The organism is Halarchaeum acidiphilum MH1-52-1, assembly GCF_000474235.1.
In the GTDB taxonomy this organism is placed as follows: domain Archaea; phylum Halobacteriota; class Halobacteria; order Halobacteriales; family Halobacteriaceae; genus Halarchaeum; species Halarchaeum acidiphilum.
This window is the reverse complement of record NZ_BATA01000006.1, coordinates 12,044-30,819: the sequence shown is the minus strand read 5'-3', so window position 1 is coordinate 30,819 and position 18,776 is coordinate 12,044. Positions and strand designations below refer to the sequence as shown.

Below are 18,776 nucleotides of genomic sequence, written 5' to 3'. Positions count from 1 at the left end.
CATGTCAACAGGCCAGTCACCAAAGGAGATCGGGGAGATCAGCTTCGGGCTGATGGATCCGGAGGAGTACCGCGAGATGAGCGCGACGAAGGTCATCACGGCCGACACCTACGACGACGACGGGTTCCCAATCGACATGGGACTGATGGACCCGCGTCTGGGCGTCATCGACCCCGGCCTCGAGTGCAAGACCTGCGGGAACCGCAGCGGGTCGTGTAACGGCCACTTCGGTCACATCGAACTCGCCGCGCCCGTCATCCACGTCGGGTTCTCGAAGCTCATTCGGCGTCTCCTGCGCGGCACCTGTCGGAGCTGTTCTCGCCTCCTCCTCACCGAGGAGGAGATGGAGGAGTACAGCGCCGACCTCGAACGGACGCGCGGGCTGCGACAGGACGTCTCGGACGTCACGAAGGCCGCCATCCGCGAGGCGCGCAAGAAGTCCAACTGTCCGTACTGCGGGGAGTCCCAGTACGACGTCAAACACGAGAAGCCGACGACGTACTACGAGGTCCAGCAGGTCCTCGCCTCGGACTACTCGGAGCGCATCGCGTCCGCGATGCAGCCCGATCCCGACGAGGACGACGCGGGCATCAGCCCGCAGGCGCTCGCCGAGGAGACGGACATCGACATCTCGCGGATCAACGAGATCCTCTCCGGCGAGTTCCGCCCGCGCGAGGACGACCGGAAGGCCGTCGAGAAGGCCATCGGCGCGGAACTCACGACCGAGGACATGAACAAGCTGATGCCGAGCGACATCCGGGACTGGTTCGAGGACATCCCGGACGACGATCTCGAAGTGCTCGGCGTCGACGCGGAGAAGTCGCGTCCCGAGTGGATGATCCTCACCGTCCTCCCGGTGCCGCCCGTCACGGCGCGGCCGTCGATCACGCTCGACAACGGCCAGCGCTCCGAGGACGACCTGACGCACAAACTGGTGGACATCATCCGCATCAATCAGCGGTTCATGGAGAACCGCGAGGCGGGCGCCCCCCAGCTGATCATCGAGGACCTCTGGGAGCTGTTGCAGTACCACGTCACGACGTTCATGGACAACGAGATCAGCGGGACGCCGCCCGCGCGCCACCGCTCCGGGCGCCCGCTGAAGACGCTCTCCCAGCGCCTGAAGGGCAAGGAGGGCCGCTTCCGCGGCAGCCTGTCGGGGAAGCGCGTGAACTTCTCCGCGCGGACCGTCATCAGCCCGGACCCGACGCTCTCCCTGAACGAGGTCGGCGTCCCCGAGCGCGTCGCGCGCGAGATGACGCAGACGATGGTCGTCAACGAGCAGAACATCGAGCGCGCGCGCCAGTACGTCCGCAATGGTCCCGAGGGCCACCCCGGCGCGAACTACGTGAAGCGACCGGACGGTCGGCGCGTGCGCGTCACCGAGAAGGTCTGCGAGGAGCTCGCCGAGCGCATCGAGACGGGCTGGGAGGTCCAGCGCCACCTCATCGACGGCGACATCGTGATCTTCAACCGACAGCCCAGCCTGCACCGGATGTCCATCATGGCCCACGAGGTCGTGGTGATGCCGTACAAGACCTTCCGGCTGAACACCGTCGTCTGTCCGCCGTACAACGCCGACTTCGACGGCGACGAGATGAACATGCACGCCCTCCAGAACGAGGAGGCGCGCGCGGAAGCGCGCGTCCTCATGCGCGTGCAGGAGCAGATCCTCAGCCCGCGCTTCGGTGAGAACATCATCGGCGCGATTCAGGACCACATCTCCGGGATGTACCTCCTGACGCACGACAACCCGCAGTTCAACGAGACGCAGGCGCTCGACCTGCTTCGCCAGACCCGGATCGACGAGCTCCCGCCCGCGGACGGCACCGACGACGACGGCGCGGCGTACTGGACCGGCTACACGCTGTTCAGCGAGCTGCTGCCGGACGACCTCAATCTCGAGTTCAAGTCGAGCACGGGTGAGGACGTCGTCATCGAGGACGGCCAGCTGATCGAGGGCACCATCGACGAGGACGGCGTCGGCGAGTTCGGCAGCGACATCGTCGACACCATCATGAAGGTGTACGGCTCGACGCGCGCTCGCATCTTCATCAACGAGGTCGCGGCGCTCGCGATGCGCGCCATCATGCACTTCGGGTTCTCCATCGGGATCGACGACGAGTCCATCTCGGCGGAGGCGCAGGAGCGCATCGACGACGCGATCGGGAACGCCTACGACCGCGTCGAGGAACTCATCGACTCCTACGAGGCCGGCGATCTCGAGAGCCTGCCCGGCCGGACGGTCGATGAGACCCTCGAAATGAAGATCATGCAGACGCTCGGGAAGGCCCGCGACTCCGCGGGCGACATCGCGGGCGACCACTTCGACGACACGAACCCGGCGGTCGTCATGGCCGAGTCCGGGGCGCGTGGGTCGATGCTGAACCTCACGCAGATGGCCGGCTGTGTCGGCCAGCAGGCCGTGCGCGGCGAGCGCATCAATCGCGGCTACGAGGACCGCACGCTCAGCCACTACAAGCCGGACGACCTCTCCGCGGAGGCGCACGGCTTCGTCGAGAGCTCCTACACGTCGGGTCTCAACCCGAAGGAGTTCTTCTTCCACGCGATGGGTGGCCGCGAGGGCCTCGTCGACACGGCGGTCCGGACCTCGAAGTCCGGCTACCTCCAGCGGCGGCTCATCAACGCGCTCACCGAACTCGAGACGCAGTACGACGGTACTGTGAGGGACACCTCGGACACCATCGTCCAGTTCGAGTTCGGCGAGGACGGGACCAGTCCCGTCCGCGTCGCCTCCGGCGAGGAGGCCGACATCGACGTCGAGAGCATCGCCGACCGCGTCCTCGAATCCGAGTTCAAGAGCGAGGCCGAACTCGAGGAGTTCATCGGCGAGCGCGAACCGCCGACGAACCTCTCCGAGCACGGCGAGTCGTGGACGATGGAGGACCAACCCCGAGCCGAGGGTGACGACTGAATGACCGAGATCACAGACGACATCGAAGCCGTCGTGGAGGACACGGACCTCCCGCGCCGGCTCAAGGAGGACGTGTACGACACCATCGAGGCCCGCGACGGCGTCGATACGCAGAACGCCAACTACATCGCGAAGGCCGTCGAGGCCCAGTACACGAGTTCGCGGGTCGATCCGCTCGACCCCGTCGGCACCGTGAGCGCGCAGTCCATCGGTGAGCCGGGAACGCAGATGAGCGTCCCGCACGACGAGCGCGTGCTCGTTCGCCGGCGCGGCGAGACGGACGTCGTCGAGATCGGCGAACTCGTCGACGACGTGCTCGCGACTCGGGAGTCCCGCACGCTCGACGACCACGAGGTCGCGCTCGCACCAGACGACCTCGAGGTGCCGAGCCTTCGCGCCGACGAGGGTGTCGAGTGGAAATCAGTCGAGGAAGTCAGCCGCCACGACACGCCGGACGACCTCCTCGCGTTCACGCTCGAATCCGGGCGGACGATCCGCGCGACGCGCGCACACTCGTTCGTCACACGACGTGACAACGACGTCGTGCCGGTCTCGGGCGATGACCTCGATACCGGTGACTGGCTCCCGGTCGTCAAAGACTTGGGCGCCACGGACGCGCCGGAGTACGTCGACCTCCGCGAACACCTTTCCAGCGAGGACTACTGGTTCACGTCCGCGCTCACCGACGGCGGTGCGGCGTCGTTCCCCGCGAGCGACGAGCAGGTCGCGAACAAGCGTGCGGCTCTCGACCGCGGTGATCTCGCCGAGGAGACGGCGTACCCGGTCGGTGGTACGGTCGGGCTCCCAGAGCAGTTCCCGCTCGATGAAGGGACCGGCTTCTTCGTCGGCGCGTGGCTCGCAGAGGGGTCACACGCCGATGGCTACGTCTCGGTCTCGAACGTGGACACCGCGTTCCAAGAACGCGTTCGCGCGTTCGCAGAGCGCTTCGACCTCTCGGTGAACGAGTACGAGAACACGAGTGGGTTCGCTACCGGCTACGATATCCGCGTCAACGGCACCGTGCTCGCGGACTTCCTCCGCGAGACGTGCGTCGAGGACGGCCAGAAGGTCGTTCCCGGGTTCGCGTTCGGTGCGCCTGACGCGTTCGTCCGCGGGATTCTCGCGGGCTACGTGGGTGGCGACGGGAACGTCGGCCGGAACGCGATTCGAACGAGCTCGACGAGTGAACGCCTCACCGAGGGCGTCGCACTCCTGTTCGCGCGCCTCGGCGTCTACGGAACGCTGGGAGAACAGGACGGCTCCCGGACGCTTCGCGTCCCGAAGAAGTGCGTCCCGGCCGCCGATGCGGCACTCGACGTCCCCGGCGAACGCGGTGACGCACTCGCCGAACTCGCGGACTCCGTCGAGGCCGACGGGCCGGACGCGACCGATCAGATTCCGAACTTCGGCGACGCGCTCGCCGACGCCGCGTCCGCGGCCGGAATCCCTGCCCGTCAGGTGAACAGCGCGACGAAGCGTCAGCGGATCGGTCGAACTCGACTCGCCCGACTCGTCGACAAGATCGCGTCGACGGCCGATGAGCGGCCGCCGGAGCTCGACGCGCTCGAACGCGCGGTCGAGGGCGACGTCGTCTGGGAGCGCATCGAATCCATCGAGGCCGTCGAGCCCGACCACGAGTACGTCTACGACTTCTCGGTCGCCGGATTGGAGACGTTCACGACCGCGCAGGGCGTCGTGACGCACAACACGATGAACACCTTCCACTACGCGGGCGTCGCGGAGATCGACGTCACGCAGGGCCTCCCGCGGCTCATCGAGCTCGTGGACGCCCGGAAGAACCCGGACACGCCGATGATGACCGTCCACCTCGAGGACGAGTACGCGACGGATCGCGAGCGCGCCCACGAGGTCGTCTGGAACATCGAGGCGACGAAGATCCTCGCGCTCGGCGACATCTCGACGAACGTCGCCGACATGATCGTCTCCATCGATCTCAACGAGGACACCCTCGCCGAGCGGTGGCCGACCGTCGAGAGCACGACGGAGATCGCCGGCGAGATCGCCGACATCATTCAGGACAACCTCGGCGTGACGGTCAGGCAGAACGGCACCGTCCTCGAGTTCGGTCCCGAGGAGCCCAGCTACCGCGAGCTCTTGCAGCTCGTCGAGCAGCTGCGCGAGATCACGTTCAAGGGCATCGAGGACATCAGCCGCGTCGTCATCCGCAAGGAGGAGACCGAGCAGGGCGAGGAGTTCGTCCTCTACACCGAGGGGTCGGCGTTCAAGAAGACGCTCAAGATCGAGGGCGTTGACGCCTCGCGGACGACGTGTAACAACATCCACGAGGTCCACAAGACCCTCGGCATCGAGGCGGCCCGCGAGGCCATCATCGACGAGACGATGACGACGCTCGAAGAGCAGGGTCTCGACGACGTGAACATCCGCCACCTGATGCTCGTCGCGGACATCATGACGAACGACGGGACCATCCAGTCCATCGGTCGGCACGGTATCTCCGGGAACAAGGACTCCGTGCTCGCGCGGGCCGCGTTCGAGGTGACGGTGAACCACCTCCTCGACGCCGCCATCTACGGTGAGGCCGACGACCTCGATGGCATCATCGAGAACGTCATCGTGGGGAAGCCGGTCCGCCTCGGCACCGGTGACGTCGACCTCCGCATGGGTACCACGAGCGACTGAGCGTGACGGTCACCCTCAGCGACGAAGCGCGCCGGTACATCGCCGCCTTCGAGGACGCCACGGACGCGACCGCTGTCGACTGCGTCGTCGACGACGAGCGCGACCGCGTGGTGTTCGTCGTGAAGGCCGGCGAGATGTCCCGGGCGATCGGACGCGGTGGCGAGAACGTCCAGCGCCTCGAAGGCGACCTCGGTCGCGACGTCGAACTCGTCGAGGACGCCCCCTCCGCGGAGGGGTTCGTCGCACACGCGCTCAGTCCCGCCGCCGTCTACAACGTCACGATTAGCGAGAACGACGACACGGTCGCGTACGCGGAGGTCGCTCACGAGGATCGCGGCGTCGCCATCGGCGAGTCGGGTCGGAACATCGAGATGGCGAAGACGCTGGCGAAACGCCACTTCGACGTGGACGACATCCAGCTCACGTAGCGCGCTTCTCTCGTCGCGCCCGCCGGCGGGTGCGGCGTCGTCTCCCGTGATCATCGATCGGGCCCCCACGTTCTTGTGGCGCGCCGCCGCACGTCGGCGTATGATGGGGGTGTCCGCGTGAGCGTCCTCGATCGACTCGCTTCGGCGGCCGCGTCGTACCACGGTCTCCTCGTGCAGTGTGTCCTCTTCGTCGTCATCGCGCTCGCCGTCTACGTCGTCGGCCGGATCCTCGTCGTGCCGCCGCTCGTGCGCGTCGTGCGGGCGCGCAACCGGGAGAATCAGACGCTCGTGGACGCGACCGACCTCTACGCGCGGGTGGGCCTCGCCGCGGTCGCGATCGTGCTGGCGACGGCGGCCGCCGGGTTCGGCAAGGCGTTCCAAGGGTCGGCGCTCGTGATCGCGGCGGCGACGCTCGCGCTCGGGGTCGCCGGACAGGACGTCATCGGGAACCTCGTCAGCGGCGTCTTCCTCGTCGCCGATCCGGACTTCCACGTCGGGGACTACATCCAGTGGAACGCCACCGAGGGCACGGTCGAGAAGGTCGACTTTCGCGTGACGCGGGTTCGAACTGCGGCGGGCGAGACGATCACGGTCCCGAACTCGCAGCTGACGTCGAACGCGCTGGTCGCGCCCTACGCGGGCGAGCACTACCGCGTCTCGGAGACGTTCGGCGTGCGCTACGACGCCGATGTCGGGATGGCGCTCCGGCTGGCCCGGGAGGCGGCCGAAGCGGACGATCGCATCCTCGCGGACCCGGGACCGACCGTGCGGGCGTCGGGGTTCGGGTCGTCGTCCATCGACGTCGTCGCGCGTTACTGGGTGGGAGACCCGACGGAGACGCCGATCGCGGACGTCAGGTCGGCGTACGTCCGGCGCGTCACCGACGTCTACGCCGAGCACGACCTGACGCTCAATCCGCCGAGTCAGACGGAACTCTCCGGGCGTGTCGCGCTCGCGGACGCGGCGTCCGATGGAGTGGACGACGGAACCCGTGTGCCGTAGCGACACGGACGTCGGCGAAAGACCGGGCTTAAGTAGTTGCACGGGGAATTCGTGCGTATGCCGAACGGCAAGTACGCCGCGCGCAAACTCAAGAAGGACCGCCAGACCCACCGGTGGTCCGACTCCGACTACGCGCGTCGGGAGCGGGGGCTTTCGGAGAAGTCCGACCCCCTCGAGGGTGCGCCCCAAGGACGCGGTATCGTGCTGGAGAAGGTCGGGATCGAGGCCAAGCAGCCCAACTCCGCCATCCGGAAATGCGTCCGGGTTCAGCTGATCAAGAACGGCAAGCAGGTCACCGCGTTCTGTCCCGGTGACGGTGCCATCTCCTTCATCGACGAGCACGACGAGGTCACGATCGCCGGGATCGGTGGCGCGAAGGGTCGCGCCATGGGTGACCTCTCGGGTGTGAACTACAAGGTCGAGAAGGTCAACGGTGTCTCGCTCATCGAGCTCGTTCGCGGTAACGCGGAGAAGCCTGTCCGATAATGTCCACGGAAGAAGCCCCCGAACCCGAGACGCCCGCCGGCGGCGAGGAGTCGAGTGAGGCCGACCTCTTCGGCGTCTGGGACGTCTCGGAGATCAGTTACGCCGACCCGTCGACGAAGCGCTACATCACCGCGACGCCCATCGCGCACACGATGGGTCGTCACGCCTCCAAGCAGTTCCAGAAGAGCCAGATCTCCATCGTCGAGCGGCTCACCAACCGCCTGATGAAGACCGGCCAGAACGCGGGCAAGAAGCAGCAGGCGCTCAAGATCGTCCGCGAGGCCTTCGACCTCGTTCACGAGCGCACCGAGGAGAACCCGGTGCAGGTCCTCGTCACCGCGGTCGAGAACGCCGCGCCCCGCGAGGAGACCGTCCGCCTGAAGTACGGTGGCATCAGTGTGCCAAAAGCCGTCGACGTCGCGCCTCAGCGCCGCGTCGATCAGGCGCTGAAGTTCCTCGCCGACGGCGCCCACTCCGACTCGTTCAAGACGCCGACGTCCGCGTCCGAAGCGCTCGCGAGCCAGCTCATCGGCGCCGCCGATTACGATCTCCAGACGTACGCCATCTCCCAGAAGGAGGAGAAGGAACGCGTCGCCGCCGCGGCCCGCTAACTCCGAATTCGCTTCTCTCTCGTTTCACCTTTCGATTCTCTCGTTTCTCACCTCGCGTAGCGATGCCACCGGCCGGTCAGTCCGCGGCCGGGCCGGTCGTCGTCTCGTGGCCGTCGACGTACGTGCGCACGAGATCGACGAGCGCGTGTCGGTGGGCGGACTCGTCGGGGTCGCGCGCGAGCGTCCGGAACCGCTCTTTGAACCACGCGACGTCGATGCCGGGGGCGTCCGCGTCGGCGAGGTCGGCGAACTCGTAGATGCGGTGGTCGTCGGGGACGGCGTCGTGGCGTTCGAGGAGGGCGAGCGCGAACGCGGCGTTCACCGCGGTCAGCTCGGGGTCGGCGACGGCGGTGAGCCGGTAGCCGCCCGCGGGCTCGGTCTCGGTGGGCGGGCGCTCGGCGACGGCAGCGGCGAGCTGCGATTCGAGGAAGGTGAGGAGCCTGTCCGTCGGGGCGACGTCGAGCGTGATGTCGTCGGCGTAGATGTCCTTCGCGTGGTTGGCGAGCTGCTCGCACTGCCGGAGGACGTGGCGCTCGACGCGGCGGCCGGGGAGGGCGAGGAAGAGGACCTCGGAGAGTCCCATCGTGTGCGAGACGTGCTCGTCCTCGTAGCGGGCCATGTGGGCGTACTCGTGGAGCGCGAGTTCGCGCGCCATCACGGACGTCGCGGCGCGCCGCGAGATGTTGAGCACGTGCCGGTCGTCGTAGTGGCCGGCCCACGTCCGCTCGTCGGGGTCCTCGCGGACGCGGACGTGCACCGGTTTCTCGACCTCGTACTGGTGTTCGAAGAGGTCCCGCGCGCCGAGGAACGGCCCGGCGGGGACGGAACCGTGGACCCGTACATCCATGTGTGCCGTTAGCACGACATCGACGGGGTTGACTCTTGCGCCCGCGGCGAGCGGCGTCGCGTGCGGCGGGCCGGCGTGGGGCATCCCGGCGCCGTGGAACGGGCCGTGTGTCGCCGCCTCACGCGCGGAGACGGAAACACTACCCTTTTCAACCCGCTGGCGGTACACACGAGCATAATGGGCCGACGCAAGAAGATCGTCGAACAGTGTGAGCGGCTGATGGACGAGCCGGAGCAGATCCGGAACATCGCCATCGCCGCCCACGTCGACCACGGGAAGACCACCCTCACCGACAATCTGCTCGCTGGTGCGGGCATGATCTCGGACGAGACCGCGGGCGAGCAGCTCGCGATGGACACCGAGGAGGACGAGCAGGAGCGCGGTATCACCATCGACGCCGCGAACGTCTCCATGACCCACGAGTACGAGGGCGACGACCACCTCGTCAACCTCATCGACACGCCGGGCCACGTCGACTTCGGTGGCGACGTGACGCGCGCGATGCGCGCGGTCGACGGGGCGCTCGTCGTGGTCGACGCCGTCGAGGGCGCGATGCCCCAGACGGAGACCGTCGTCCGGCAGGCGCTCCGCGAGGGCGTCAAGCCGGCGCTGTTCATCAACAAGGTCGACCGCCTCATCAGCGAACTGCAGGAGGGTCCCGAGGAGATGCAGCAGCGCCTGCTCGACGTCATCGGCGACGTCAACGAGCTCATCCGCGGGATGACCGAGGAGATGGACGACATCGAGGACTGGACGGTCTCCGTCGAGGACGGCACCGTCGCGTTCGGCTCCGCGCTCTACAAGTGGGGCGTCTCGATGCCGTCGATGCAGCGCACCGGCATCGACTTCGGCGACATCATCGATCTCGAGCGCAACGACCAGCGCCAAGAACTCCACGAGCGCACGCCGCTCTCGGACGTCGTCCTCGACATGGTCGCCGAGCACTTCCCGGACCCCATCGAGGCCCAGCCCCGTCGTATCCCGCGCATCTGGCGCGGTGACGACGACTCCGACATCGCGGAGAACATGCGTCTCGTCGACGAGGATGGCGAGGTCGTCCTCATGGTCACGGACATCGGTGTCGATCCGCACGCGGGCGAGATCGCCGCGGGTCGCGTCTTCTCCGGCACGCTGGAGAAGGGGCAGGACCTCTACGTCTCGGGCACCGCGAGCAAGAACCGCGTCCAGTCCGTCGGGATCTACATGGGCGGTGAGCGCGAGGAGGTCGAGCACGTCCCCGCCGGCAACATCGCCGCCGTCACCGGCCTGAAGGACGCCATCGCGGGTTCCACCGTCTCCAGCGCCGAGATGACGCCGTTCGAGTCCATCGAGCACATCTCGGAGCCGGTCATCACGAAGTCCGTCGAGGCGAAGAACATGGACGACCTGCCGAAGCTCATCGAGACGCTCCAGCAGGTCGCAAAGGAGGACCCGACGATCCGCATCGAGATCAACGAGGACACGGGCGAGCACCTCATCAGCGGACAGGGCGAACTCCACCTCGAAGTCATCACCCAGCGCATCGAGCGCAATCAGGGGATCCCGGTCAACACCGGTGAGCCGATCGTCGTCTACCGCGAGGCGCCGACGCAGGACTCCCGCGAGGTCGAGGGTCGGTCGCCGAACCGGCACAACCGCTTCTACATCACGGTCGAGCCGCTCGGTGAGGAGATCGTCGAGCAGATCAAGCTCGGCGAGGTCTCGATGGACATGCCCGAGCAGGAGCGCCGCGAGGCCCTCCAAGAGGCCGGCATGGACAAGGACACCTCGCAGGAGGTCGAGGAGATCCACAACACGAACGTCTTCATCGACGACACGAAGGGGATCCAGCACCTCAACGAGACGATGGAACTCGTCATCGAGGGTCTCGAGGAGGCGCTCGACGACGGCCCGCTCGCCGCCGAGCCGGTGCAGGGCGCGCTGATCCGCCTGCACGACGCGCGGCTCCACGAGGACGCCATCCACCGCGGTCCCGCGCAGGTCATCCCCGCGGTTCGGCAGGCCGTCCACAACGCGCTCATCGACGCGGAGATCCGACTCCTCGAGCCGATTCAGGACGTCCGCATCGACGTTCCGACCGAGCACATGGGCGCGGCGAGCGGCGAGATTCAGGGACGCCGCGGCCGCGTCGACGACATGTATCAGGAGGGTGACCTCATGGTCGTCGAGGGTATCGCGCCCGTCGACGAGATGATCGGCTTCTCCAGCGACATCCGCTCCGCCACCGAGGGGCGCGCGTCGTGGAACACGGAGAACGCCGGCTTCCGCGTCCTCTCCGACAACATGCAGCGCGAGATCATCGGCGAGATCCGCGAGCGCAAGGGGATGAAGACGGAACTCCCCGAAGCGATCGACTACTTCTAACGCGACTCCGCCGCTCTCCGTTTTTCCGCGCCGTCTAGCGGGGCGGCCGTCGGCCCAACCGTCAAGTAGCCGTCCCGTCTCCTCGGCGCATGGAGTGGTCCCCCGATCGCGGCCTCCAGTTCCGGATGGCGATCACGCTCTGCGGCGTCCTCGTCGTCTCGCTGGCGCTGCTCGCACTCGCGTTCGCGCTCGCGTACGCTCTCTGCGTCGCCGGCGCCGCCCCCACGGAGTGCGGACGCCGGTCGCCGCCGCGCTCGCGGTGGCCGCGCTCGGAACCCTCGGAGCGCTCGCGTACCGGCTGCCCGACCGCCTCGTCGAGCGGCCCGACGCGGTCCGCCCGGCGACCCGCGACCGGAACGCCGACGGACGCCTCCGCGCCATCCTCACCCGTGTCTGCCAGAGCGCGGACACAGCACCCCCCGACCTCCGGGTCGCGGAGACGGCCGCGCCGCTCGCCTACACTGTCGGCGTCCGATCGACCGACGCGACGGTCGTCGTCTCGACCGGGCTGCTCGACGCCCTCGACGACGACGAGGTCGCCGCGGTGCTCGCCCACGAGGTGAGCCACGTGAAACACCGCGACGTCGCGGTGACGACCGTCGCGTCGTTCCCGGCGGCCGTCGCGGCGACCGTCCAGTCGTTCGCCGACCGCCAGTGGGCGGACCTCGCTGACCGCGGCGGCGGTCACCCGTACGCTGCTTTCCTCGGCCTGCTCACGGTGCTGTGCTACGCCGTCGCGGGCGTCTTCCGCGTCGTCGGTGCAGTGCTCGTCCGTGGGCTCTCGCGGACCCGCGAGTTCGCGGCCGACCGGGGCGCCGTCGCCATCACGGGCGACCCGGCGGCACTCGCGGCGGCGCTCCGGACGCTCGACGGCGCCGCACCGCCCGACGAGGACTTCCGGGAATCCCTCGGTCTCCTCGCCCGGTTCTCCGTGACGCCGCTCGCCGGGCCCGCCGACGGCCCGGTGACGCTCGGTCCCGACGGTGAACGCGAGGCGACGTACGCGAACGCGTTCGCCGGCCTCCGCGAGCGGTTCGCGGGCGTGCTCGCCACCCACCCGCCGACCGCCGACCGGGTCGCCGTGCTCGCGTCGCTGGAGCGCGAGATGGAGCGGCGCTGACGGGGGCGTCGCGTCCGTGCCGAAGGATTATAACGCGACGCGGGCCTTCGACGTTGTATGTACGCGGACACGCCCGCGATCGGTCGGTGCGACGTGAAACCACCCTATCGTGTCGCCCCGACGACAACCGAGTGGGGCGTCCGGGGTGATCGCTCGTGAGCGAGACCGATCCCGACGGCGTTACCGACGGAGAGGACGACGAGCGGCAGGCGCACACGGTTCGACTCGAACTCGTCGACGAACCCGGCGAACTGCTGAGCGCGCTGCACCCCATCGCGGAGAACGGCGGGAACCTCCTCAGCGTCTTCCACGAGCGGGGCTCGTTGACGCCGCGCGGTCACATCCCCGTCGAGGTCGATCTGGAGTGTACGCCGCGACAGTTCGAGTCGATCGTCGGCGCGTTGCGCGAATCGGGCGTCAACGTCATTCAGGCTGGCGCGGAAGCCTACGGCGAGCAGGTGTCCGTCTTGCTCACCGGCGCGCTCGTCGGGACGGACCTCTCCGATACGCTCTCGCGGATCGAGTCGTGCGCCTCGGCGTCGGTCGTGGACTTCTCGTTGATGGACGAGCGGGGCGCGGACGACGTGTCGAGCGCGCGTCTCCGACTCGCCACCACCGAGGGATCCGTGGACGCGACGCTCGACTGCGTCCGTGACGTCGCGGCCGGGAAGGACTTACAGGTCGTCGAGCCGCTCGTGGGGGCCGACGCGTGAGGCTCGCCGTGATGGGCGCGGGTGCGGTCGGACGAAGCGTCGTCGAACTCGCCGCGGAGTACGGCCACGCGGTGACGGCCTTCGCGGACTCCGCGGGCGCGGTCGTGGACGCCGACAGCATCGACGTCGCGGCGGCGCTCGATCACAAGGAGCGCGTCGGCACCGTCGGAGAGGCCGATCCCGCGGACGCGCTCGGGACCGACTACGACTGTCTGGTCGAGGCGACGCCGACGACGCTCGGCGACGCCCATCCGGGATTCGAGCACGTCGAGGCGGCGCTCGAACGCGACCGACACGTCGTGCTCGCGAACAAGGGACCGGTCGCGGAGCGCTACGACGACGTGATGGCCCTCGCGGACGCGAGCGCGGGCGCGGTGCGCTTCGAGGCGACCGTCGGCGGGGCGATCCCGGCGATCGCCACCATCGAGGGAATGGACCCGTCGCACGTCACGGCCGCGCGCGGCGTGCTGAACGGGACGGCGAACTTCGTCCTCACGCGGATGGCGGCCGAAGGGCTCGGCTACGAGCACGTCTTAGCGGAGGCCCAAGACCTCGGGGTCGCCGAGGCGGATCCGTCGTTCGACGTCGACGGGACGGACGCCGCGCTGAAGTGCGCCATCCTCGCCAACGTCCTCCACGGCGGCGGCTACTCGCTCGACGACGTCGACGTGCAGGGGATCCGCGACATCCCGACGAGCGCGCTCGAAATCGCCGCCGAGGACGGCCGGACGGTCCGGCTCATCGGCGAAGTGCGGGCGGACGGCGGCGTTCGAGTCGGTCCGCGACTCGTCACGGAGAACGACACGCTCGCCGTCACGGGCACGCAGAACATCATCCAGTTGGAGACGACGAACGCGGGCCAGCTGAACATTAGCGGTCGCGGCGCGGGCGGTCCGGAGACGGCGAGTGCGGTGCTCGCTGACGTCGGTCGCCTCCCCGCGCCCTGAAAGCCAGACCCACGGTACGAGGTGCCAGTATTCGGGCGCGTGAGACCGCGACAAGGGCGTCGCCTTTCGAAACCGTTTTACACGTAACTGGCGAATACGTTGCACAGAGCGCGCGTTCAGCGCGATACCTGACCATGAGCGACAAACCACACCAGAACCTGGCCGTCATCGGCCACGTCGACCACGGGAAGAGTACGATGGTCGGGCGGCTCCTCTTCGAGACCGGGAGCGTGCCCGAGCACGTCATCGAGCAGCACCGCGAGGAAGCCGAGGAGAAGGGCAAGGGCGGCTTCGAGTTCGCCTACGTCATGGACAACCTCGCCGAGGAACGCGAGCGTGGTGTCACCATCGACATCGCCCATCAGGAGTTCGACACCGACGAGTACTACTTCACCATCGTCGACTGTCCGGGCCACCGCGACTTCGTGAAGAACATGATCACGGGCGCCTCGCAGGCCGACAACGCCGTCCTCGTCGTCGCAGCCGACGACGGCGTCGCGCCCCAGACCCGTGAGCACGTCTTCCTCGCCCGCACGCTGGGCATCGACGAGCTCATCGTCGCCGTCAACAAGATGGACGTCGTCGACTACGAGGAGTCCACCTACGAGCAGGTCTCTCCGACGTGGAGGACCTCCTCAAGCAGGTCCAGTTCAACACGGACGACGCCTCCTTCATCCCGACGTCCGCCTTCGAGGGCGACAACGTCTCCGAGCACTCGGAGAACACGCCGTGGTACGACGGCGAGACCCTCCTCGAGTCCCTCAACGAGCTGCCGGTGCCGGAGCCGCCGACGGACGCGCCGCTTCGCCTCCCGATTCAGGACGTCTACACCATCTCCGGCATCGGTACCGTCCCCGTCGGACGGATCGAGACCGGGACGATGAACACGGGCGACAACGTCAGCTTCCAGCCGTCTGACGTCGGTGGCGAGGTCAAGACCATCGAGATGCACCACGAGGAGGTCCCGAAGGCCGAGCCCGGTGACAACGTCGGGTTCAACGTCCGCGGGATCGGCAAGGACGACATTCGTCGCGGTGACGTCTGTGGTCCCTCCGACGAGCCGCCGAGCGTCGCCGAGACGTTCACGGCGCAGGTCGTCGTCATGCAGCACCCGTCCGTCATCACGGCCGGGTACACGCCGGTCTTCCACGCCCACACGGCGCAGGTCGCGTGCACGATCGAGTCCATCGACAAGAAGATGGACCCGTCCTCCGGCGAGGTCGCCGAGGAGAACCCGGACTTCATCCAGTCCGGCGACGCCGCGGTCGTCACCGTCCGCCCGCAGAAGCCCCTCAGCATCGAGCCGTCCTCCGAGATCCCGGAGCTCGGCTCCTTCGCTGTCCGCGACATGGGTCAGACCATCGCGGCCGGCAAGGTCCTCGACGTCAACGAGGCCTAACGAATGCAGCAGGCACGAGTTCGGCTCGCGGGCGTCAGCCCCTCGGATCTCGACGACATCTGCGACGACGTCCGCGAGATCGCGGACAAGACGGGTGTCAGCCTGAGCGGGCCGGTCCCGCTGCCCACCAAGACCCTCGAGGTCCCCGCGCGCAAGTCCCCCGACGGTGAGGGGACGGCGACGTGGGAGCACTGGGAGATGCGCGTCCACAAGCGTCTCATCGACATCGACGCCGACGAACGCGCGCTCCGCCAGCTCATGCGCATTCAGGTCCCGAACAACGTCTCGATCGAGATCGTCCTCGAAGACTGAGTCGAGCGGCGATCCGGCGCGCTCGAACGCGCCCCCTTCGATTCTCCACGTTTCTCACGTCGGATAGCGACGCCGCCATCCCGTCATCGGTCGGATCGAAACACAAGGTACAAATAACGACCGTCGACTACGAAGAAATGCGCTCGCGGGCTCGTAGATCAGTGGTAGATCGCTTCCTTCGCAAGGAAGAGGCCCTGGGTTCAAATCCCAGCGAGTCCATCCCCGTTCGTCCTGTTCTGTTTCCGTATCGACGCTCCGAGCCGTGAGTTTCGGCGTGACGATGTCCGCCGAGACACCCCGAAAGCTTTGGCGGTGTAGTCCGACGCTCCGGTATGGACGACGCTGCGTACAACGAACTCGTCTCGTCGCTGACGCCCTACGAGGAGGCCGGCGGTGTGAAGACGTACACGAACACGGTCAGCCTCGCGTGTCCGGCGTGTGAGGAACCGTTCGACGACCTCGTCGTCTGTCGCGACGAGTTCGACAGCCTCGAACTCTCGAAAGTCATGGATCTCTGCGTGTCGACGCACGACGGCAACGTCCTCTTGTTCACGCACCAGTAGAGCCGCGGGCAGTCCCGCGCGTCGGACCGCGACGCGGGTCCCGTTCTCGCGTCAGTACTGGATCTCCTCCAGATCGTCGTCGGCTTCGAGGCCGCGGTTCTTCACGGCGTCAGCGTCGAGTCCGACCTCTTCGAGGAAGTCCTCGTATTCGCGCTCGGCGTTCTCGCCGGCCTTCTGCCGGTCGCTCGCGTGGTCGCAGAGTTCGATGAGATTCTCGGGGACGTCGTTCTGGTAGACGATCCAGTGGTTCACGAGGTCGCTCATTCGGCGGATGGGACTCGTGAAGTGCCCGTAGATCTCGAAGTTGAGCGCGTGGTGTCCGCCGAAGGGGTCGTTCATGTACTTCGCGCGCGGCATCACTTTCATGACGGCCCACTGGATCTTGCCGAGCTGGCGACCGGGCGCCTCCTCCAAGGTGGCGTTGACGGCCTTCCGGGGGTCGTCCCACGAGTCGCCGGGGATGGAGACGCCGTCGAGCTCCTGAATCTCGCGGAGCGCGTCGTCCCACTCGTCCGGGGAGGGCTGAGGGTGGACGCGGTATACCGCCTCGACGCCGCGATCCCACATGAGTTCGTGCGTGACGGCCTTGTTCGCCTTCAGCATGCACTCCTCGATGATGGTGTGCGCGCGGTCGCGACGGGGGTTGAGGACGAGCGATCCCTCTTCCTTGCGCTGCTCGTGCATCCGATCGGCGACGTCGAAGACGAGATTGCACTCCTCGTGGAGCGGGGCCTCGGGGTCGTCGAGACGTTCCTCGGCCTGCTTGTAGGTGAGGCGCTCGTCGGACTCGATGACGGACTTGTAGATGTCGATGGTCTCGTAGCCGAGCGTCTCCTTATCGAGGTGCATCTCGACCGTGTGCGCGAGGCGGTCCTCGTTCGGGACGAGCGAGCAGACGGTTTCGGCGAGCACGGGCGGGAGCATGTGGACGGTGTAGCCCGGCAGGTAGACGGTGTTCCCGCGCTCGATGGCCTCCTCCCACATCTCCGTTTCGGGGTGGACGTAGTGGCTGACGTCCGCGATGTGGACCCAGAGGACGTACTCGTCGTCGCGTTCCTCGATGCTGATCGCGTCGTCGAAGTCCTGCGCGTCCGCGGGGTCGGTCGTCCACGTCGTGAGATCTCGGAGGTCCTCGCGATCGTCGACTTCGGCTTCGATCTCGGCTTGGACGTCCTCGACGCGCTCTTCTGCTTCGGCCATGACCTCGGCGGGGAACGCGTCGCGGATCTCGAACTTCTCGAAGAGGTCCTCGCGCTTGTTCTCGAGTTGGCGCGCGAGGTCGGCGGGGACGCGGACGGGGCCTTCCGGCTCCAAGTCGGCGCTCGCCGTGGTAGCGTCGTTCGACATACCCCGAAGTAGAACGCTCCGTCAGTTAGCAGTGGCGGTAAGGGTGCCAAGCCCGCTCGCAACGAGCGAGCAACGCTCACTCTCACGCAAACAAGAAGGCTCGAACAACTTGGGAGACACGCCGTCGCCGGGTCGCGGAGGTCCACGCGCGAATGTCGAACAAGGAATGCGCGTCGTGCGGCGTGGAGACGCGAAAGCCGCTGTGGGTGCGTGAGCATTCGTGTCCGAGTTGTGGGTTCGAACTCGAGAGGGAGTGGAATGCGTCGTTGAACGTTCTTTCTCGCGGTCCCTCGAAACTAGGAGTGGTTCACCTCCGAATTCACGCCCGTGGAGACTGTGACCGCTGTGGACGCCACGATGGTGTCTGCAAGTCGCGTCGTCGAAACGGGAGGGCTCATCCTCACGGAAGCGACGCCAGTCGCTGAGTAGGGCGGGGTAGTTCACGCGTGTCGCCGTCGCCCGTACCGCGTGCGCGAGCGGGTGATTTAAGCGCCGAACGCCCCGTGATGCCACTATGGAAGTCTCGTCCCGCCACCATCTCCGGAGCGATGACGTCAGCGAGCTGAACGACGCCCTCGACGACCTGCTCGGCGTCACGCTCGACGCGGACAGCTACGAGCTCGTCGAGTTCAAGGACGCGGATCGAGACGTCGTCCTCGTCGACGGCGACCCGCTCGCGGCGTACTTCGACGGCGAGCCGTTCCTCACCGTTCGCGGCGCGAACGAATACCCTCCGGAGCGCGGCGTCGTCACCGTCGACGCCGGCGCCGTCTCGTTCGTGAGCGACGGCGCGGACGTGATGCGGCCCGGAATCACCGAGGCCGACGACTCCATCGACGAGGGCGATCTCGTCGTGATCGCGGAGGAGACGCACGGCAAGGCGCTCGCCGTCGGGCGCGCGCTCGTCGACGGCGACGAGATGGTCGGCGACTCCGGAAAGGTCGTCGAGTCGCTCCACCACGTCGGCGACGAACTGTTCGATTTCGTCGCCTAAGCGCTCGGCGCGCGGGAAAGCTTATGGGGTTCGAACTACCCTTAGCG

The 18,776-nt window shown here is 67.5% G+C and carries 15 protein-coding genes, 1 tRNA gene and 2 pseudogenes; 16 read left to right on the top strand and 2 right to left on the bottom strand.

Annotated elements, in window-relative coordinates:
• The first annotated feature begins 1 nt into the window (after position 1).
• The 6 genes from AOZ13_RS02135 to AOZ13_RS02110 all read left to right on the top strand — a co-directional run bounded on the left by AOZ13_RS02135 (position 2) and on the right by AOZ13_RS02110 (position 8,123).
• The gene (locus AOZ13_RS02135; RefSeq protein WP_021779682.1) at positions 2-2,935 is read left to right on the top strand and encodes a DNA-directed RNA polymerase subunit A'; all 2,934 of its coding nucleotides are present in this window, start codon (positions 2-4) and stop codon (positions 2,933-2,935) included.
• The gene (locus AOZ13_RS02130) at positions 2,936-5,596 is read left to right on the top strand and encodes a DNA-directed RNA polymerase subunit A'' (protein WP_020220803.1); all 2,661 of its coding nucleotides are present in this window, start codon (positions 2,936-2,938) and stop codon (positions 5,594-5,596) included.
• Positions 5,597-5,598: 2 nt separating this feature from the next.
• Positions 5,599-6,024: a NusA-like transcription termination signal-binding factor gene (locus tag AOZ13_RS02125; RefSeq protein WP_020220804.1), complete on the top strand. Its 426-nt coding sequence runs from the start codon at positions 5,599-5,601 to the stop codon at positions 6,022-6,024.
• 117 nt (positions 6,025-6,141) lie between these two features.
• A complete protein-coding gene (locus tag AOZ13_RS02120) occupies positions 6,142-7,026 on the top strand; it encodes a mechanosensitive ion channel family protein (protein ID WP_020220805.1) in 885 nt (294 codons plus the stop codon).
• 57 nt (positions 7,027-7,083) lie between these two features.
• The gene (locus AOZ13_RS02115) at positions 7,084-7,512 is read left to right on the top strand and encodes a 30S ribosomal protein S12 (protein WP_020220806.1); all 429 of its coding nucleotides are present in this window, start codon (positions 7,084-7,086) and stop codon (positions 7,510-7,512) included.
• Entirely contained in the window at positions 7,512-8,123 is a 612-nt protein-coding gene (locus AOZ13_RS02110; protein ID WP_020220807.1) for a 30S ribosomal protein S7, read from the top strand. Before AOZ13_RS02115 ends, AOZ13_RS02110 begins: the two co-directional genes overlap by 1 nt.
• Before the next feature lie 76 nt (positions 8,124-8,199).
• Here the strand turns inward: AOZ13_RS02110 and AOZ13_RS02105 are convergent, their stop codons facing one another.
• Positions 8,200-8,970 (bottom strand): DUF5781 family protein, encoded by a 771-nt coding sequence (locus AOZ13_RS02105; protein WP_020220808.1) that lies wholly within the window; start codon positions 8,968-8,970, stop codon positions 8,200-8,202.
• 177 nt (positions 8,971-9,147) lie between these two features.
• Between AOZ13_RS02105 and AOZ13_RS02100 the strand changes: the two genes are divergently transcribed.
• The 8 genes and pseudogenes from AOZ13_RS02100 to AOZ13_RS02065 all read left to right on the top strand — a co-directional run bounded on the left by AOZ13_RS02100 (position 9,148) and on the right by AOZ13_RS02065 (position 16,388).
• Positions 9,148-11,334 carry an elongation factor EF-2 gene (locus AOZ13_RS02100; RefSeq protein ID WP_020220809.1) on the top strand — a complete coding sequence of 729 codons (2,187 nt, stop codon included), beginning with the start codon at positions 9,148-9,150 and terminating at the stop codon, positions 11,332-11,334.
• A gap of 229 nt (positions 11,335-11,563) precedes the next feature.
• Positions 11,564-12,454 carry a M48 family metallopeptidase gene (locus tag AOZ13_RS02095; RefSeq protein ID WP_021779679.1) on the top strand — a complete coding sequence of 297 codons (891 nt, stop codon included), beginning with the start codon at positions 11,564-11,566 and terminating at the stop codon, positions 12,452-12,454.
• A 155-nt stretch (positions 12,455-12,609) separates the two neighbouring features.
• Positions 12,610-13,167, top strand: coding sequence for a hypothetical protein (locus AOZ13_RS02090; protein WP_020221559.1), 558 nt, complete (start codon positions 12,610-12,612; stop codon positions 13,165-13,167).
• Complete coding sequence (locus tag AOZ13_RS02085) at positions 13,164-14,114, top strand: homoserine dehydrogenase (RefSeq protein ID WP_020221558.1); 951 nt, start codon at positions 13,164-13,166, stop codon at positions 14,112-14,114. Before AOZ13_RS02090 ends, AOZ13_RS02085 begins: the two co-directional genes overlap by 4 nt.
• Before the next feature lie 134 nt (positions 14,115-14,248).
• A pseudogene (tuf, locus tag AOZ13_RS02080) lies at positions 14,249-15,513 on the top strand (translation elongation factor EF-1 subunit alpha).
• A 3-nt stretch (positions 15,514-15,516) separates the two neighbouring features.
• Entirely contained in the window at positions 15,517-15,825 is a 309-nt protein-coding gene (gene rpsJ / locus AOZ13_RS02075) for a 30S ribosomal protein S10 (protein WP_020221555.1), read from the top strand.
• A gap of 147 nt (positions 15,826-15,972) precedes the next feature.
• Positions 15,973-16,044 (top strand) — tRNA-Ala (locus tag AOZ13_RS02070).
• A 113-nt stretch (positions 16,045-16,157) separates the two neighbouring features.
• Complete coding sequence (locus tag AOZ13_RS02065) at positions 16,158-16,388, top strand: DUF7385 family protein (protein WP_020221554.1); 231 nt, start codon at positions 16,158-16,160, stop codon at positions 16,386-16,388.
• A 51-nt stretch (positions 16,389-16,439) separates the two neighbouring features.
• Here AOZ13_RS02065 and AOZ13_RS02060 read toward each other — a convergent pair whose 3' ends face one another.
• Positions 16,440-17,735, bottom strand: a complete 1,296-nt coding sequence (locus AOZ13_RS02060; RefSeq protein ID WP_021779677.1) for an RNB domain-containing ribonuclease — start codon at positions 17,733-17,735, stop codon at positions 16,440-16,442.
• A gap of 67 nt (positions 17,736-17,802) precedes the next feature.
• On the opposite strand from AOZ13_RS02060, the pseudogene AOZ13_RS02055 reads away from it, so the two are divergent.
• Both AOZ13_RS02055 and AOZ13_RS02050 read left to right on the top strand, forming a co-directional pair.
• Positions 17,803-18,164, top strand: a pseudogene (locus AOZ13_RS02055) (zinc ribbon domain-containing protein); the annotation flags it as partial.
• A gap of 85 nt (positions 18,165-18,249) precedes the next feature.
• Positions 18,250-18,729, top strand: coding sequence for an RNA-binding protein (locus AOZ13_RS02050; RefSeq protein ID WP_020221552.1), 480 nt, complete (start codon positions 18,250-18,252; stop codon positions 18,727-18,729).
• Positions 18,730-18,776 lie beyond the last annotated feature (47 nt).

Excerpts from the sequence above, each read along its gene's own strand:
- AOZ13_RS02135 (WP_021779682.1), top strand. The coding sequence starts at position 2 with ATGTCAACAGGCCAGTCACCAAAGGAGATCGGGGAGATCAGCTTCGGG.
- AOZ13_RS02130 (WP_020220803.1), top strand. The coding sequence starts at position 2,936 with ATGACCGAGATCACAGACGACATCGAAGCCGTCGTGGAGGACACGGAC.
- AOZ13_RS02115 (WP_020220806.1), top strand. The coding sequence starts at position 7,084 with ATGCCGAACGGCAAGTACGCCGCGCGCAAACTCAAGAAGGACCGCCAG.
- AOZ13_RS02110 (WP_020220807.1), top strand. The coding sequence starts at position 7,512 with ATGTCCACGGAAGAAGCCCCCGAACCCGAGACGCCCGCCGGCGGCGAG.
- AOZ13_RS02105 (WP_020220808.1), bottom strand. The coding sequence starts at position 8,970 with ATGGATGTACGGGTCCACGGTTCCGTCCCCGCCGGGCCGTTCCTCGGC.
- AOZ13_RS02100 (WP_020220809.1), top strand. The coding sequence starts at position 9,148 with ATGGGCCGACGCAAGAAGATCGTCGAACAGTGTGAGCGGCTGATGGAC.
- rpsJ (WP_020221555.1), top strand. The coding sequence starts at position 15,517 with ATGCAGCAGGCACGAGTTCGGCTCGCGGGCGTCAGCCCCTCGGATCTC.
- AOZ13_RS02065 (WP_020221554.1), top strand. The coding sequence starts at position 16,158 with ATGGACGACGCTGCGTACAACGAACTCGTCTCGTCGCTGACGCCCTAC.
- AOZ13_RS02060 (WP_021779677.1), bottom strand. The coding sequence starts at position 17,735 with ATGTCGAACGACGCTACCACGGCGAGCGCCGACTTGGAGCCGGAAGGC.
- AOZ13_RS02050 (WP_020221552.1), top strand. The coding sequence starts at position 18,250 with ATGGAAGTCTCGTCCCGCCACCATCTCCGGAGCGATGACGTCAGCGAG.